The 15,341-nt window shown below is 55.3% G+C and carries 16 protein-coding genes; 13 read left to right on the top strand and 3 right to left on the bottom strand.

The annotated features are described in order from the left end of the window. The first annotated feature begins 26 nt into the window (after positions 1-26). The 6 genes from purF (at position 27) to ACWHYZ_RS13690 (ending at position 4,360) form a co-directional block, all read left to right on the top strand. Complete coding sequence (gene purF / locus ACWHYZ_RS13715; protein ID WP_447983250.1) at positions 27-1,433, top strand: amidophosphoribosyltransferase; 1,407 nt, start codon at positions 27-29, stop codon at positions 1,431-1,433. Positions 1,434-1,602: 169 nt separating this feature from the next. Next, positions 1,603-2,145, top strand: coding sequence for a peroxiredoxin family protein (locus tag ACWHYZ_RS13710; protein WP_447983249.1), 543 nt, complete (start codon positions 1,603-1,605; stop codon positions 2,143-2,145). Between the two features lie 123 nt (positions 2,146-2,268). Next, entirely contained in the window at positions 2,269-2,508 is a 240-nt protein-coding gene (locus ACWHYZ_RS13705) for a hypothetical protein (RefSeq protein ID WP_447983248.1), read from the top strand. A gap of 9 nt (positions 2,509-2,517) precedes the next feature. Beyond that, the gene (locus ACWHYZ_RS13700) at positions 2,518-3,114 is read left to right on the top strand and encodes a hypothetical protein (protein ID WP_447983247.1); all 597 of its coding nucleotides are present in this window, start codon (positions 2,518-2,520) and stop codon (positions 3,112-3,114) included. Between the two features lie 6 nt (positions 3,115-3,120). Continuing rightward, positions 3,121-3,939 carry a tetratricopeptide repeat protein gene (locus ACWHYZ_RS13695; protein ID WP_447983246.1) on the top strand — a complete coding sequence of 273 codons (819 nt, stop codon included), beginning with the start codon at positions 3,121-3,123 and terminating at the stop codon, positions 3,937-3,939. A 4-nt stretch (positions 3,940-3,943) separates the two neighbouring features. Beyond that, a complete protein-coding gene (locus tag ACWHYZ_RS13690; RefSeq protein WP_447983245.1) occupies positions 3,944-4,360 on the top strand; it encodes a hypothetical protein in 417 nt (138 codons plus the stop codon). A 206-nt stretch (positions 4,361-4,566) separates the two neighbouring features. On the opposite strand, the gene ACWHYZ_RS13685 is transcribed toward ACWHYZ_RS13690, so the two are convergent. Beyond that, a complete protein-coding gene (locus tag ACWHYZ_RS13685; RefSeq protein WP_447983244.1) occupies positions 4,567-5,001 on the bottom strand; it encodes a hypothetical protein in 435 nt (144 codons plus the stop codon). Positions 5,002-5,527: 526 nt separating this feature from the next. On the opposite strand from ACWHYZ_RS13685, the gene ACWHYZ_RS13680 reads away from it, so the two are divergent. Continuing rightward, positions 5,528-5,824 (top strand): hypothetical protein, encoded by a 297-nt coding sequence (locus tag ACWHYZ_RS13680; RefSeq protein ID WP_447983243.1) that lies wholly within the window; start codon positions 5,528-5,530, stop codon positions 5,822-5,824. 31 nt (positions 5,825-5,855) lie between these two features. Here ACWHYZ_RS13680 and def read toward each other — a convergent pair whose 3' ends face one another. Together def and ACWHYZ_RS13670 are read right to left on the bottom strand one after the other, a co-directional pair. Further along, the gene (gene def, locus ACWHYZ_RS13675; RefSeq protein ID WP_447983242.1) at positions 5,856-6,359 is read right to left on the bottom strand and encodes a peptide deformylase; all 504 of its coding nucleotides are present in this window, start codon (positions 6,357-6,359) and stop codon (positions 5,856-5,858) included. Beyond that, positions 6,359-6,916, bottom strand: coding sequence for a glycine cleavage system protein R (locus tag ACWHYZ_RS13670; protein ID WP_447983241.1), 558 nt, complete (start codon positions 6,914-6,916; stop codon positions 6,359-6,361). The genes def and ACWHYZ_RS13670 overlap by 1 nt, the downstream gene beginning before the upstream one ends. 381 nt (positions 6,917-7,297) lie before the next feature. Between ACWHYZ_RS13670 and ACWHYZ_RS13665 the strand changes: the two genes are divergently transcribed. From ACWHYZ_RS13665 to ACWHYZ_RS13640, 6 genes are all read left to right on the top strand, one after another. Then, complete coding sequence (locus ACWHYZ_RS13665; RefSeq protein ID WP_447983240.1) at positions 7,298-7,564, top strand: glutaredoxin family protein; 267 nt, start codon at positions 7,298-7,300, stop codon at positions 7,562-7,564. Between the two features lie 9 nt (positions 7,565-7,573). After that, positions 7,574-7,735 carry a hypothetical protein gene (locus tag ACWHYZ_RS13660; protein WP_447983239.1) on the top strand — a complete coding sequence of 54 codons (162 nt, stop codon included), beginning with the start codon at positions 7,574-7,576 and terminating at the stop codon, positions 7,733-7,735. An 86-nt stretch (positions 7,736-7,821) separates the two neighbouring features. Further along, positions 7,822-11,085: a PD-(D/E)XK nuclease family protein gene (locus tag ACWHYZ_RS13655; protein ID WP_447983238.1), complete on the top strand. Its 3,264-nt coding sequence runs from the start codon at positions 7,822-7,824 to the stop codon at positions 11,083-11,085. Positions 11,086-11,087: 2 nt separating this feature from the next. Beyond that, positions 11,088-14,399 carry a UvrD-helicase domain-containing protein gene (locus tag ACWHYZ_RS13650; RefSeq protein WP_447983237.1) on the top strand — a complete coding sequence of 1,104 codons (3,312 nt, stop codon included), beginning with the start codon at positions 11,088-11,090 and terminating at the stop codon, positions 14,397-14,399. Positions 14,400-14,408: 9 nt separating this feature from the next. Then, positions 14,409-14,828: a tetratricopeptide repeat protein gene (locus tag ACWHYZ_RS13645; protein WP_447983236.1), complete on the top strand. Its 420-nt coding sequence runs from the start codon at positions 14,409-14,411 to the stop codon at positions 14,826-14,828. 69 nt (positions 14,829-14,897) lie between these two features. Further along, a complete protein-coding gene (locus ACWHYZ_RS13640) occupies positions 14,898-15,287 on the top strand; it encodes a metallopeptidase family protein (RefSeq protein WP_447983235.1) in 390 nt (129 codons plus the stop codon). The last annotated feature ends 54 nt before the right edge of the window (positions 15,288-15,341 follow it).

Here is a 15,341-nt window from a genome sequence, read left to right as displayed (position 1 = left end):
GTTCACCATTCCACATCTATACATCCATGCAATTGATTACGCCCGATAAATTTCATGACGAGTGCGCCGTCTTTGGCATCTATGGCCACAAGGAAGCCGCCAATCTGACCTATCTCGGTCTTTACGCCCTGCAGCATCGTGGTCAGGAAGGATCGGGAATCGTCTCGTCCGATGGCGAACATTTCTACCCTGAAAAGGGATTGGGGCTCGTAGCGGATATCTATACCAAGTCGGTGCTCAAGCGCCTGCCGGGGTCCATGGCAATCGGCCATAATCGTTACTCCACGGCCGGTGGGAATAATCTTAAGAACGTACAACCGCTGACGGTCAATTTCGCTTTTGGAAATCTTGCGCTTGCGCATAACGGCAATCTAATCAATGCGACGATGTTGCGCCATGAACTGGAAGCCTATGGCGCGATTTTTCAATCGACCACGGACAGCGAGGTCATCATCCATTTAATTGCGCATTCCCGAGCCGATGCGCTGCTGCCGAGAATTGTCGATGCGCTCAGTCAGGTGCGGGGCGCGTTCTCAGTAGTCTTGATGACGGATACCGGTGTGATCGCCGCGCGAGACCCGTACGGTTTGCGGCCGTTGTGCTTAGGAAAGTTGCGTGACAGTTGGCTGGTGGCATCGGAGACCTGTGCGTTCGATTTGATCGGGGCCGAATACGTTCGGGATGTCGAGCCTGGTGAGTTAATCATCCTGGATGGCAAGGGTGTGACCTCGCACAAACCGTTTGTCGAGGCCAAGCCGGCGATGTGCGTCTTTGAGTATGTCTATTTCTCACGGCCCGACAGCAAGATTTTTGGCGGCCATACCGTGTATGCCACACGTAAAGCATTAGGACGACAATTGGCCAAGGAATCGCCTGTGAAAGCGGATATTGTCATACCCGTTCCCGACTCCGGCGTGCCGGCCGCGCTTGGTTTCTCCGAAGGGTCCGGCATTCCATTCGAGACGGGCCTGATACGAAATCATTACGTGGGGCGCACGTTCATCGAGCCGGAGCAATCGATTCGTCACTTTGGGGTGAAAGTAAAATTGAATGCCGTGCCCGATGTGTTAAAGGGCAAGCGAGTAGTCGTGGTAGATGATTCACTCGTGCGCGGGACGACAAGCCGGAAGATCGTCAAGATGCTCCGGCAAGCCGGCGCGAAGGAAGTCCATATGCGAATCAGTTCTCCGCCGATTGTCTCGCCGTGCTTCTATGGCATCGATACGCCGACCAAGCGCGAATTAATTGCCTCGAGCCACAATCTGCAGGAAATTAAAAAGTACATTACTGCCGACAGCCTCGCCTATCTGAGCCTCGAAGGCATGTTGAATGCCTCGCCGGGAAAGAGTGAACAGTACTGCAACGCCTGCTTCACCGAGCAATATCCGATTCCGTTTACACGAGCAGAAGAGCTCCAGTTGGGACTCTTCTAGCCGTAGCGATCAGCCGTCAGCGCTCAGCCATGAGCGTTCATTGCCAGTGCCGGATGCGATCACGACTGATAGCTGACTGCTCAACGCTGGCGGCTTGAAAGTAAGTCATTGCTCATCAAAAAATGCACGTGCTAGGATACAAACTGTCTCTTTTAATGAGGAGGGGACTATGAAACGACTCCTGATGAGCAGTGTAATTGTGTTTGTCGCATTGGCTGTTGTCACGGCCGTCTCCGCCAAGAGCTTTTTTAAAGTTGGAGAAAAGGCGCCTTCGTTTACCTTGACGTCGTTGAACGGCGAGACAGTCTCGCTGGATAGTGCCAAGGGAAAAGTCATCGTGCTCGGGCTCTTTCACATTTGTGAACCCTGCATGATGCAAGGAACCAACCTTCAAAAGGTATATGAGGCGACACGCGGTAAGAATGTCGCGGTCATTGGCGTCAACTCGTCGGGCGATTCCAAAAAGGCGGTGTCCGAGTTCTTGTCTCAATTCCCCGTGAAGATCAGCTATCCTTATCTCATCGATCCAGGTCAAACGACTGACAAGCTGTATGGCGGTGGACGATTCATCCCAAATGTCTACATCATCGATCCGAACGGCGTGATCCAATGGCAGCGCGTGGGAAACATGGACTTGGCCGGCGCCGATGTGATTCTGGCCGAAGTCGAGAAACTGTTAGCGAGTGAGCCGAAGGGCAGCAGCGGACTATAATTCTCGACGCATCCTCAACGTACCTCAGAGGGTACGTCTGCGGTATTTGCGTCGCCCGCGCCCTCGTTGGATAACTATTTTGAGCATCCTAAATGCATCATCGTGCAAGAAGGGCAGGTCAGGATGGATGAGATTGAAGCTGGCAAGCAGGCGTTTCTCGACCTCGTGAAAAGTGTGGACGACGCCGTGCAGGTCGTGATTCCCGTCACACCTTCCAACAGTATGTTCCTCATCTCGCTGACGAAGGGTCCCAACCGCAAGTTTATTACAGTGCCGGAGGATGACATCATCGATCTGCCGAACGAGCACAGCATTGTGACCAAGGTCACGAAGATCGTGAAGGATGCAGTCGGTGCGCTCTAGGATCATACGATGAAGCAAATTCTTGCAGGTGTATGGCAGTGGTCCTGGTTTTCCGACGAAAAGAAACTCGATTTCAACGGGCTGTTTCTCACCGTGGGCGAACATCGTATTCTGGTCGATCCGCCGCCAATGAAAACGGAAGATGTGCTCCAGATCAGAAAAGGCGGACGAGTCGACTATATTCTCATTACAAACCGGGATCATCTTCGGGAAGCCGTCGCATACAAGGCTGACTTTGCCTGTCAGCTTTGGCTCCCTGAGATCGATGCCCCGCAGATGGCTGTGAAGCCCGACAAGACGTATAAAGACGGTGAATTGTTGCCGGGCGGCATTTGGGCGGTCCATCTTCAAGATCAGAAATCGCCAGGGGAATGCGCCCTCTTTATCCAGCAAGGCAAAGGCATCATGATCGTCGGAGATGCCTTGATCGGGAAACAGCCGGGTTCCGTATCCATGCTGCCGCCAGAAAAATATACCGACCCTGCGAAGGCTCGTGAAGGCCTGCGTCGTCTCCTCAAATATAACTTCGAGAGCCTGCTCGTCGGGGATGGCGCCTCCATTTTGTCCGGCGCTAAGCCCATCGTCGAAACAGCCCTCACTACCTGAACCATCATGCATTCGCCGTCCGCTGAACTCAATCGCCAAGGGAACGAGCGTTTCTCGCGCGGGGATTACACACAGGCCTATGTGTGTTATGCGCAAGCGTTGGAGTGCGATCGCCTGAGCGGAGACCGGCGCGCGTTGGTGGCCACCCTGGGGAATTTAGGAAACATCTGCGCCGTCAGCGGACGGCGGGAGCAGGCACATGCCTATTATCAGGAAGTGCTTGAACTGCAAAAAATTCTCGGCGATGAGCGTGGGATTGGCACGACACTGGCGAATCTCGGCAATCTTCGTGCCGATGCCGGTGAGTGGGATCGGGCCAAGGCTTATTATCTTGAGGCACTGGATCTGATGACGCGAACCGTGGACGAGGCCGGTAAAGCGATTCTCTTGTCCGATTTGGGATTAGTCGCCCGCGAGACGCGTCAATTCGAAGACGCGATGCGGTACTACGAACAGTCGCTCATCTTGATGCGGCGAACCGGCAATCATGGTGGGATGGCCGATGGATGGCGCATGATGGCCCGCACATATCTTCTGCAAGAGCGAGGGGAGGAAGCGTTGGCGTGTTGCCGGACGAGTTTGGCGGTGGCCGAGCGGATGCACGATGAATTGCGGATCGGTGGCGCCTGGTATCTCATGGCGGAGTGTTATGAGAAGGCGGGGCAGCTCGAAGAAGCGGCCACACTCTTGGAACGCGTGGTCCGCGTGGATCATAAATATCAATTGCCGAAGCTGGCAGAAAATACTCAGCGGCTGCATGCCTTGCGCACCCGGCTTGCCGGGGAGGCGGATCAGATTATGAATGGGAATTCGTTCCATGAGTGAAGCCATGCCTATTCCCTGGGAAGAGACGCGAACCAAGTTGATGCAGAGCGAGCCGGCATTTTACGAGCTGGAACCAGGTGGTTCGCTCGCCTTGTCATTAGGCGATGAGGCGTGGATGCTGGAAGTGACGCCGGATGGCCGGCTGGTCTGCCAGACGGGAATGGATATGGATGATATCCAAAGTCTGTTATCCACCGGGACGCCGGAAGATTTGGGGACAGATGAATTGGCGAAACAGGCCAAGTACTATTTGCAGCCGGCTGTCACCAAATATCGCAAGACCTTAGTTGCGGCCGGGTTTGAAGAAAACACGGAAATGAATGATCAATATGTCGCGGCCACCTTTCAACGCGCGCTTGACTTCGCAAACCTGGAAGAGGTGAGGCAGGCGGTGAAATGGTGCCGTGAGCGCATTAAATAAAGTTGCAGGCGGGTAAAAGGGGCGAGGTGGCTTGGCCAGATACGTGACAGCACACGGGGTGCCGCGATACCGCGAACGAATGGTGGCATGCAGTGTGATATGCAATTGGCCTCATGTCTCGTCCGGCGAGTTCCTTTTTCCGCATTCGACAGGCCTTGCAGTATTGGAAGCCGTGTTCTCCTCCGATCCTGTTTCGGTAAACGCTCTTAGCGGGGCGCAAGTTCGGTGTACAGAGGCAGCAAGGCGCGTCCTTGTACAGGACCCTGATAAAGCACGATATCCTCACACCGTCCTTCTCCTTCCTGGTCAATCCACACCTGGTCATAGGCTGCGTCTGCATTCAGGTCGATCCAGTAAAACAGTGGCTTCTTCTGTAGGGTCCCCGTCGTCGGCGCGTCAAACTGTGTGGCGGTCATGAATTCAGGTCGCCCATCTCGGTCCAGATCGTACTCACGAAAGAGAAGGCCTACCCCATAATCTGCGGACTCTACGTCTGCCTCTTCTCCTGTCTCTGGTGGGATCGCGGCGCACGCCTCGTACCTGGCGTCGACCATGTCATTCGGTTGCACCTGTGCAACGGCTCTGCCGGTTACGAAAAGCATCACAGTTACAGATAGCGCCATGAGGGTAATCTTTTTCATGCTGAGGCCCTCCTCTGTTCAAACTGGATAGAGCAAGTTGTACGCCAGACGTTGAGGGGAGCGACAGTGAACCGAATCACAATCAAATCAATTGAGTAGGAAGTCCTCTTCTGTAGTAGCTCGGGATATTACTGAGTGGGATGAGACTGTCTGGCTGCTGACAGCGTGTCCATCGAATGCCCAGGAGAGTAAATTAAGAACAATTACGTGAACACAATCTGTCCCCTGTACAGAATGTTCCGTTCCGATATAAAAGGTATATACGTACACGAGAACAGTCCACGCATGACTTGAATAGAACATTGTAAGGCGATCTCCCCTTGTATGCATCGTCAGCCAGGCGTGTACGATAAAAGCATGGGTACGTGTGCCCGTATGCTCAATGCCGGGCGCCCGATGCTCCTCGGAATCGGCATAAGCCCCAAGGCACGTCGACGTGAAGGAGAATGGAACAGGTTCAATCGTATACCGACTCTGGTATACTTCCGGGGGCTCCTAGTCCTGAGCTAACCCATTCGGAGGCGGCATGAACCTCGAAGAGGCCAAACACAAATTGAGAGTGCTGGTGGAAGAGGCGAAAGACTCGCCGGATATGGTGATGTCCGTGCCGATGTTGAAGGAGATTCTCGAGGGTCTCGACAATGACGAGCAAGTCATCATCATGCACAATACGGCCGCAGCGCTTCTGCTTCGATTGGGCGGGCAGGCTGAATTACGCCCGCAGGACGCGCTGGAACTCCATCATACACATACGATTAAATTGAGCCGCCTGCCCCAAGGCAATATGTTGTTAAGGGTATTAAATAAAGCTGAGGAAAACTAGGGTTGTCTTTGACTTTGAGGGCCGAGTGCCATTACGACGACTTTCCTTTTCTTCTTCGAAACAGGTCGGTGCTGAGCGAGTGAATTCGGTCGAGAAAGAGCATGCCCTGCAAATGATCGAGCTCGTGTTGGAACGCCAACGCTTCCAATCCCGATGCTTCTAATGCCAGCACTCGTCCTTCCGGTGTGATGCCTTCCACCACCGTCCGCTCATACCGGAGTACATTTCCCGTATAGTCAGGCACGCTTAGGCACCCTTCGCGAATGACGCGCGGCTGTTCTTGCTCAAGAACTCGGGGGTTGAGCAGGATGACCAGGCCGTGGCCTGTTTCCCCTTTCTTGCGTGACACGTCCACCACAATGATTTGGAGCAGATGGCCGATTTGCGGAGCAGCGAGCGCCACGCCGGGTGATGCATCCAGCGTATCAAGCATGTCTTGAACGATACCGGTGATAGATGGGTCAGCCTGAGACACGGGTTGCGCAATGCCCTTGAGCCTGTGATCAGGGTATAAGAGGATGGGTCGAACAGCCACTACAAACGAACCCGTTCTAACGCACGAAAGGTCAGATCGACTCCCAGTGAAGGCTTGAGCTGTTCGAGCGCGTGCTGCAAAGGATCGGGAGAGAATCGCGGTATGAGTTGGATTTCAAGGACCATGATATAGACGGGTCGCTCCGTCGATCCAACGACGCGTGTGTTGACGTCGGTGATATTGCCGCCATGATCCGCGACGACGCGTGCGACCTTCGCCACAATGCCCGGATGATCGGCGCCATACACGGACAGCATGAACACTGGAACATCCTCTTCTGAAAGGCGCTCACCGGCACGATCAGGCAGCGCTTTACACAGGAGTGTGAGATTCAGGGTTGAGATAGAAGGCGCGAGCCGTGCCGGGAGTGCATCGGCCGCGAGTGTATCCGGCAATCGCACCATGATCATCATGGTAAACTCGCCGCGCAGTCGCGTCATGCAGGTGTCTTCAATATTGCACCCCAGGCGGTACAGCCCATCGGTTAGGGCCGCGACAATGCCAGGCCGATCCTGTCCGAAAGCGGTGAGGAGGGCAAAGTGAGACATCATTACCATAGGGATACCCTAACTGCTCGCGTTATGTCAGTCAATCCACCTGACATGATGCTCGTCACTATATTTCATTGAGTGCCGAAGCCAATGAATGGCCATTACTGTAATGGAAAGCATTTTTGAGGCTCGAGCCTTTCAGGCCATGTTTCCGTAGGGAGGGACTTGTCAACCGTCCGCCTCTTCCAGTTCCAGTAAGACGTTCAGGCCTTTCAGTTCCCTCTTCAGGAAGGACTTTTCAGCGGGTCCTGCGCAATCAGCAGTGGTGGATTCCACGGCTTCAACGCCGTGGCCCGACGGAAGCCAGCAGAAGAAGTGAGCTTTCCAAGGGTTGCGCGTGATTTCTTGGGGGTGTTAAGATCTCTTCCTTACGAACGGAGAAGAGCAATGCCGAATATTACACTCCTAGTTTCGCCGACCTGTGGCGCCTGTCCCTCGGCAAAGAGCCTGTGGAAAGAGCTGCGGGTCAAGTACAGCTTCAACTATCGCGAAATTGATATCAATTCGACCGATGGGCAGGAATTGGCGAATCGGCATTCAGTGCGCGCGGTGCCGGCGACAATTATCGATGGCAAGTTGACCTTTATTGGGGTCCCGCCGCGGCAGAGTGCCGAAAAGGCGCTGCAGCTTAAGATGAAGCCGCAGTCCGCCTAAAGGAACTGTATGTCATCAGAGGATGAAGAGTTTGAGCTGCCTGAACTCCCGATCATAGACAAAGGCCCGCCGCCGGAGTGCGGGATCTGCGGTGATCCCATGGCATTTATTGACGGCGACTGGTGCTGTGTCGATTGTAATGGCGAGTTGCTCGGCCCGGAAACCGGGTGAAGGCTAAGGCTGCGGGTTAGGTTGAGCTTGACTGAATTAAAGATTCTTCCTACTCTTCCTTAACCTGAGCCTCAACCTTCCTCCATATGCTCAAAGTCATCACCGGCCCATTCCATCCCGACCTTGAACTGGCCCTTGTCGCGGAGATCCAGGCGTTCAAGTCGGCTGATCCGCTGACCCCCCTCACGATTGTCGTACCGTCCGATCCGCTTCGGCGCCGTCTGAAGCGGCTGCTCTGTCTCGAACACCAATTCGCCCTCTTCGATGTCCACTTTCTGACATTCCATCAGTTGGCCATTCGTCTGCTGCAGGAAGCCGGCGTCGATGACCTCTCCCGCGTCCGCCCTGACTTCTTTTATCGGGAACTCGTGCACCAGCTTCTTCTGAAACCTGCTCCCAGCCATGGCGACGATGGTAAGGGATCTGCGCAATGGAGCGATTTGGCTGAAATGCCAGGGGCATGGGGGGCGCTGCTGGCGACATTGCATGATCTGAAGAATGCGAAAGTCGACCCTGAGTGCGCGCTCGATGCCATAAGTCAGGGAGAGAACAGCTCGTGTGAGGATCTTGGCCCTCTCATGCGGCTCTATCGTGCGTTTCTCGATGAAAAAATCGGCATGGGCGTGATCGATCGGGACGATCTGGCAAGCTCGGCTGAAATCTATGCTATCACATCCGCCTTTCTCCACCGGCAGAAACGGATTCTGTACTACGGCTTTTACGATGTCACGCAAGTTCAGCTTGATCTGTTCCAGACCATTGTCCGTCACTATCCCACCACGCTGTTCTTTCCCATGGTCAAAGGCCATCCGGCCTATGGCTTTGCGGAACGCTTCTTCGAACGACATCTCCTCGGACTTGCGGGGCAGGAGCTTCAGTCGCCCCAGAGGACGACCTTATCCGGACAAGCTCACGATGATGGATTAGTGCGATCCGGGCAACCGTGCCGCATTCTATCCGTTTCCGGGCCACTGGACGAATTGACGGTGGTCGCAAAAGATATCCTGGGGCTCGTCGAGGAACGGGGCTATGCGTTTGAAGAGATTGGCGTCGTCGCACGGACGCTGACCGGCTATGAGACCCTGTTGCCTCGAATCTTCGATCAGCATGCCATTCCGTTTAAGTCTACAATGGCCCGCCCCGTGAGTGAATTTCCGTTGGCGAAAGCCTGCCTTCAATTGTTGGATCTCCGAGTCAGCGGGTTTCGGCGAGATCGGGTCATCGAATTGTTGTCCTCGCCATTTCTTCGTCTCTCGTCGGTCTGTCCCTCTCATGTGACGCCTCGCCATGATGTCTGGGATGTCGCAACACGCCGATTGGGCATTACCAAAGGGATGGACGAATGGACACGCTTGACAAAATATCTAGAGAGAGATTTGCCGCTCCGGGACGACGGCGACGGAGAACTGGTTGGACCACGTATTTCCTGCCGGCACATTCAGAACCTTTGGGCTGCCGTTTCGGCCCTCGCATCCTCGCTTCAATCTGTCCCGGATTCAGGGACCTGGGAGGAGTATAGCGAGCACGTGCAGAAACTTTGTGATGAATGGTTGGATGCGAGGGGCGGTGGTCCAGACGGCCAGGCGAATGTGACGGATCAACTCATGGAGTGCGTGACCCAAGCCCTTGTAGAACTGCGATGGCTGAGCGCCATCACGCGAGAGGTGACGCTCGTGGACTTTACCGCCGCATTCCATCGGCTCATGGAAGAGACGCTCGTGCCTATGGCTTCTTCCCAATCCGGCGGAGTCCAGGTGTTCGATGCGATGGCGGCTCGTGGTGCGTCGTTCCGGGCGCTGTATATTGTGGGTCTCAACGAAAAGGTGTTTCCCCGTCACATTCGTGAAGATGCGTTCCTGCGCGACCGCACCCGACGTTTCTTAGAGGTGGATCTCGGCTTCAAGATTCAGGAGAAACTGGCCGGGTACGACGAAGAGAAACTCCTGTTTACGCTCCTGTGTCGCTCCGCTAAAGAACAGTTGACGCTCCTCTACCAGCGGACCGATGAAGCGGGCCGGTCTCTCCTGCCGTCCGCGTATCTCGCTGACGTTCAGCGTGCCGTCGGCACAGGCGAGCAGGTGGTCCCTCGACGGCTGACGACGAAGTTCGAGAGCACTCCGCAGTACCATCCCGATCGGCTCACGCCATCTGAACTGGCTACAAAATTTCTGTTGATGCGCCGGGTGCCTCGCGGTCTTTTAAAAGAAGGCTATGAGGCAGGGCACGTCGTGGCGCGAGCATTGCCCGCTCTCTCATCGCTTGATGGGGCAGAACAACGTCTTGGCGCCTATGACGGAATCACTGGTCCGCTCGAGAGCGCTTGGCAGATGATGCAATTGTCCGGCGCGTCTCCCACAGCATTGCAAGAATATGCCACGTGCCCATTCCGGTATTTCGCCAAGCAGGTCTTGCGGCTTCGTCCGCTCACGGTCCCCGAATCGATTGATCAGATTGGTCCGGCCGAGCTCGGGGCGCTCGCGCACAACATTTTGCGACGATGCCTGCAAGCACTCACTGCGCAAGGATACTTTTCACACGAGACCACCTCGATCGATCCCATGGATGTCTTAGGGCAGGCCGCCCGTGAGGAGTTTGCTCGGTTTGCCGACAGCCATCCCGTTGGGTATCTCCTCGTGTGGCGCCTGCATCAAGAACGCTTGTTGACCCTATTACGAGATGCGTTGCGTGAGGATTTAGCGGAGATGGCACGAAAGGGCTGGGAGCCGGTGCTCTTTGAAGAAGAGATGGTCGGCAAGCTCAACGTACCATTGTCCGGCATGCCGGTAGAGCCCACAGAAATCCTTATCGCAGGGCGATTGGATCGGGTGGATTGGTCGCCGTCGCAGAATGCCTACCGCATTATCGATTACAAGTTTAAAACAAGCCGTCACCCGGATACGCTGGATAAGAATCTTCCCATGGGAGCAACCCGCGCCACACGCCTCCAACCCCCGCTGTACTTGACGATGGCGGACGCTCTCAGAACGAGAATGCCTGGCGGAAGTACAGAGACGACCTGCCGCGGCGTGTGGTTCTATTATCTGGCTCCAGCATGGCACACCTCTCTGAGGCAGGCTTCATTTCCGGGTGATGCATGGAATTCTTCAATCACGCCTTCGATTCTTCAGGCGATCACTCACGTGTTGTCCGGCATACGTTCGGGACGCTTCTTTATCTATGCCAGCGGTTCGTGCGATCGCTGTGATTACCGCCTGCTGTGCCGAAAATCGCATCAGCCGACAGTCTGGCGCGCGCGGCTCGACCATGCGCTGGTGGGCCCATATCGGGCACTCCGATCAGCACCCTCTCCGAAAGGCGACACGAGCTCAGGAACCGGGTTGAGCGAATGAGTATGGCCCTTTCTGACGGCCCGGCGCGAGAGCGGGCAGCCACGGCGGGTGACCGGAACATTGTGGTCACCGCCGGAGCAGGGACGGGGAAAACCACTCTCCTCGTCAACCGGCTGCTGCACCTTTTGTTGCATCGGTCAGAACCGTTGACCATCGGGGACATTGTTGCGTTGACATTTACCAACAAGGCGGCCGACGAAATGAAGCTCCGGCTGCGCATGCGCCTCAACGAACTCCCCGGCAGCGACTTGGCGGCAAAGGCCCTTCATGAACTGGAGAAGAGCCAAATCGGAACCATCCATAGCTTTGCGGCGCATCTGCTTCGTTTATACCCCATCGAGAGCCGCGTTGACCCGGGTTTCCAGCAAGATGAAGGCCGACAGTTCGACGAATTCTTTCAGCAGGAGTGGGCGGTATGGCTGGATCAGGAACTGGGATCGGCGGGGACGCGTGAGGAGACGTGGAGGGCCGCGCTTTCCTCAGTGACCCTCGACGATTTGCAGGAACTCGCGCGTGCGTTCGTGGGCGAACTCATCCCTTTGGATGAGAATCTCGATATGGCCCTTGATGCTCACGCTCCATCGATTCAGGAATGGCTGCTCCGTGAAGCCGACCTCGCCGTGGAACTCCGGAAGAGTCATCCAAAAAGTAATACGCTCGAACGTATGTTGGAAGACGCGGCCAGCTATCTAGAACGTGTCGCTCGACAAGAAGCATGCACCACTCCGGGAAGCTTAGACCGTAGTGTGCCGCCGGCTACCAAACAGTGGCAGCGAGATGAATACGAGCAGGCAAAACGCATCGTGCGTGTGGCGCGAGCGCTCGCCACAGTCAAGCTGGATCTGCTTCAACCCATTGTCGAACTCATCGTGCCCTTTGCGCGGGAGTGCCGTCGCCGCTTCGTGCACACCGGATATATTTCTTTTGATGGACTGGTCGCTCGCGCTCGCAACCTCTTACGAGATCATCCTCTCATCCGTCGGGAGCTGAAACGTCAGTTCCGATCTATTTTGGTCGATGAGTTTCAGGATACGGATCCGGTGCAGTACGAGATGATCCTCTATCTCGCCGAAGCGCCGGGCTCTGAAGTATCTGACTGGCGAAAGATCACACTCGAACCCGGCAAACTGTTCATCGTCGGGGACCCGAAGCAGTCCATTTATGCCTTTCGCCGCGCCGACATGGAAGCCTACGACACGGTGGTCGAAGACCATGTACTAGCTCAGGCGCCACCTGGCGAGCGCCATACCTTGCAGACGAACTTCCGAAGTCATGCCGGCTTGTTGGCCTCCATCAATACGTTCTTCTCGCGGATTTTCCCTGAGCACGCCGTGAAGGGCTTACAGCCACGCTATGATCCGCTCCTATCGCGAGACAACCATCCCTCATTACCCGGTGAACAGGTGGAAATTCGGCTCATTCGTCCTGACGTAACGGACGCCGATGCAGAAACCGCCGGTCGGGCCGAGGCCGAGGAACTAGCCCGGTGGCTCAGTATGGAGATCTTCGATCGAGAAGAAATATCTGACCACGGTGTTCCCGTAAAAATTAAACCGGCGCACGTGGCGATTCTCTTCAGGACCCTGACCGACATGCGCGACTATCTCGAAGCGCTTCGGCGATATCAGATTCCGTGTCTGACGGAAGGCGAAAAGCATTTCTACGAGCGGCAGGAGGTAATCGATGCCATCAATCTGTTGCGGGCCGTGGTGGATTCGCACGATCGTCTGGCCCTGGTCGGCATGCTGAGATCGTCGTTGGGAGCGATGCCCGATGTTCAGATCGAAACATTGGGCCGACACCAGCTCTTGGATTATCGGATCGTAGATATACCCAATTCCCTCGATGTCGAGGCGCGAACTGCGTATCACGCAGTGCAACCGATCTATGCCTTGTTGCGTGATCTCGCGTCCCAATTGCCGCGTCTTCCACTCACGGAGGTCATGGACACGCTGCTCTCCAAAGCGCCGTTGCTGGAACTGGCCGCCGCCTCCATCGACGGCGAGCAGGCGGTTGCCAACGTGCTGAAGCTCCGCGATCTGGCGGTCCAACTTGCACAACAGTCTACGCTCACTCTGAGGGGGTTGGTTCGTGAATTAACAGAGCGTGCCATGGATGTACCGGACGAAGCGGAAAGTTCGTTGGCCGAAGACCTCGATGTAGAGGGGCAAGGCTTTGTGCGTCTCCTCAGCATCCATAAAGCGAAGGGATTGGAGTTTCCGGTTGTCATTCTTGCAGGCTTGCAACGAGGCACCAATCGCGTGTCTCCTCGAATCATGGTGCACCATGATTGGTCGTCGGGCATTGTCGGCATCAAGATCGGTGAGCTACAAACATTGGGCGGAGTCTATGTCACCGCCAAATTGGGTGAACGTCGACGGGCTGAACAGAGTCGCGTGTTGTATGTCGCCATGACACGAGCGAAGCGTCGGCTTATTCTATCGGCCGGCATTCCAAAGCACATCGCTCAGGACAGTTTTCTCGCCATGGTTGCTCAAGGATTTGGGATCGATGTCGACAACTTAGGCTCGGATGCGCTGACGACCAGCCATCCGGTCGGGAATGCCACGGTCTCCGTGAACGTGATTCCGGGTAAGACGGTACCCTTGCGTGCCAATAGGCGTGAACTTCCGGAATGGCAGGACCTCAAGCATGATGATGCGGCCGTTGTGCGGGCGCGGTGGGATGAACGTTTCAAGCGTGAACAGGAGGTCTCAGGATGTCCGCCTCTCCTAAGTCCGACCCTTTTGAAGTCGACCGTATCCGGGATAACGCCCGCGCGACGTTCGAGGGCCGATGGGCTGCGTTCGGAGATAGCGTCTCTAATTGGAACGCTGGTGCATCGCGTTTTGGAGCAATGGGACTTTGCTGATGATCCAACGAAGCTCATTGATCTGGCTGAAATCGCATGCGCATCACTTGCTACCAATAACGCGCATGAATACAATGAGATAACGCTTGATACTAAAGATATGCTTGAAGCATTTATCCGATCGGATATTTTCCAGATTCTGAGAGAGGCGACCATCGTAGGCCGCGAAGTTCCGTTTGTCATTCCTTGGTCAACGTCAGAATCCCGGCACGCAGTGATGGAAGGGGTCATCGATCTGGTGTATCGTTTCAACGGCGACGTCTGGATTGCCGACTATAAGACCGATCGTATTACGGCTGATGAGATGGACGGCCGAGCGGCGGAGTATGAGCTCCAAGCGCAGATCTATACAGAGGCTGTGTTCAAATGTTTAGGACTGCGGCCAAAGGGTTTTCAATTCATCTTTCTTCGGACGGGGACAGTCGTTCCCGTTCTATCCTGAGGAGGCACCATGAGAGGTGGAATGTGGATGGTCGTATTGGCCATCGTCCTGACCGGTTGCGCAAGCCGACCGATGGCAGCTGAACGGACATTGAAGGCACCGACCAATACCGTCCCAGCGGCGGCGGCGGCGATAGAAGAGGGCAATCAGCTATTCAGCAGTCGCCAATTGGAGGCAGCAAAACTGAAATATCAGGAAGCTATTAAAGCTCAGCCTACGTTGGCCGAAGCGCATTACAATTTGGCGCTGGTCTATGATTTTTTACGAGACGATGCGACGGCCAGGCATCACTATATTGAAGCCGCAAATCTGGCACCCGGACATAAGGTCATTTGGGACGCGCCGCCGCTTCGCCGGCATGGTGATGTGGATGCAAATCCGAAGGGCTCTGCCGGGACGTTGTTCCTGCCGGCCGTGGGTGGCCGCTGATGTAACGGGGCAGTCTAAAGGTAAATTAAGGACCTCCATCATTCACCTTTTTCTGTTTTACCTTGTCTTATGGCTCGCCGACGTTCTCAGTCTCTTGCGATTGAACCGGAGGCCTTCGAGACGCTGGTCCGTGAGGCCATTGATGGCTTACCATCCGAATATCGCCGCCTGCTGGAGAATGTCGCTATTGTGGTTGAAGAGACACCATCACGAGACATTCTCGATGACCTCGGCCTGACATCCGAAGACGATCTTCTCGGACTCTATTCTGGTAATTCGTTAGAGGATGAATCGTTTTTCAACACCGGTGGTGATTTGCCGTCCCGTATCTCGATCTACCGTAAGCCGATCTTGCGGCTATGCCGCACCGCTCAGGAAGTGGTGCATGAAGTTCGAGATACTGTCGTTCACGAAATCGGGCATCACTTCGGGTTGGATGATGACGAGATGCCGTATTAGGAGGACAAGACCGTTGCCCGGCCATGGGCGGCAGCCTAAGGCCCTTGGGGATTC

The organism is Nitrospira sp. Nam74 (genome assembly GCF_965152615.1).
Note: the sequence above shows the minus strand (reverse complement) of the source record. Positions and strands in the feature narration are given on the sequence as shown.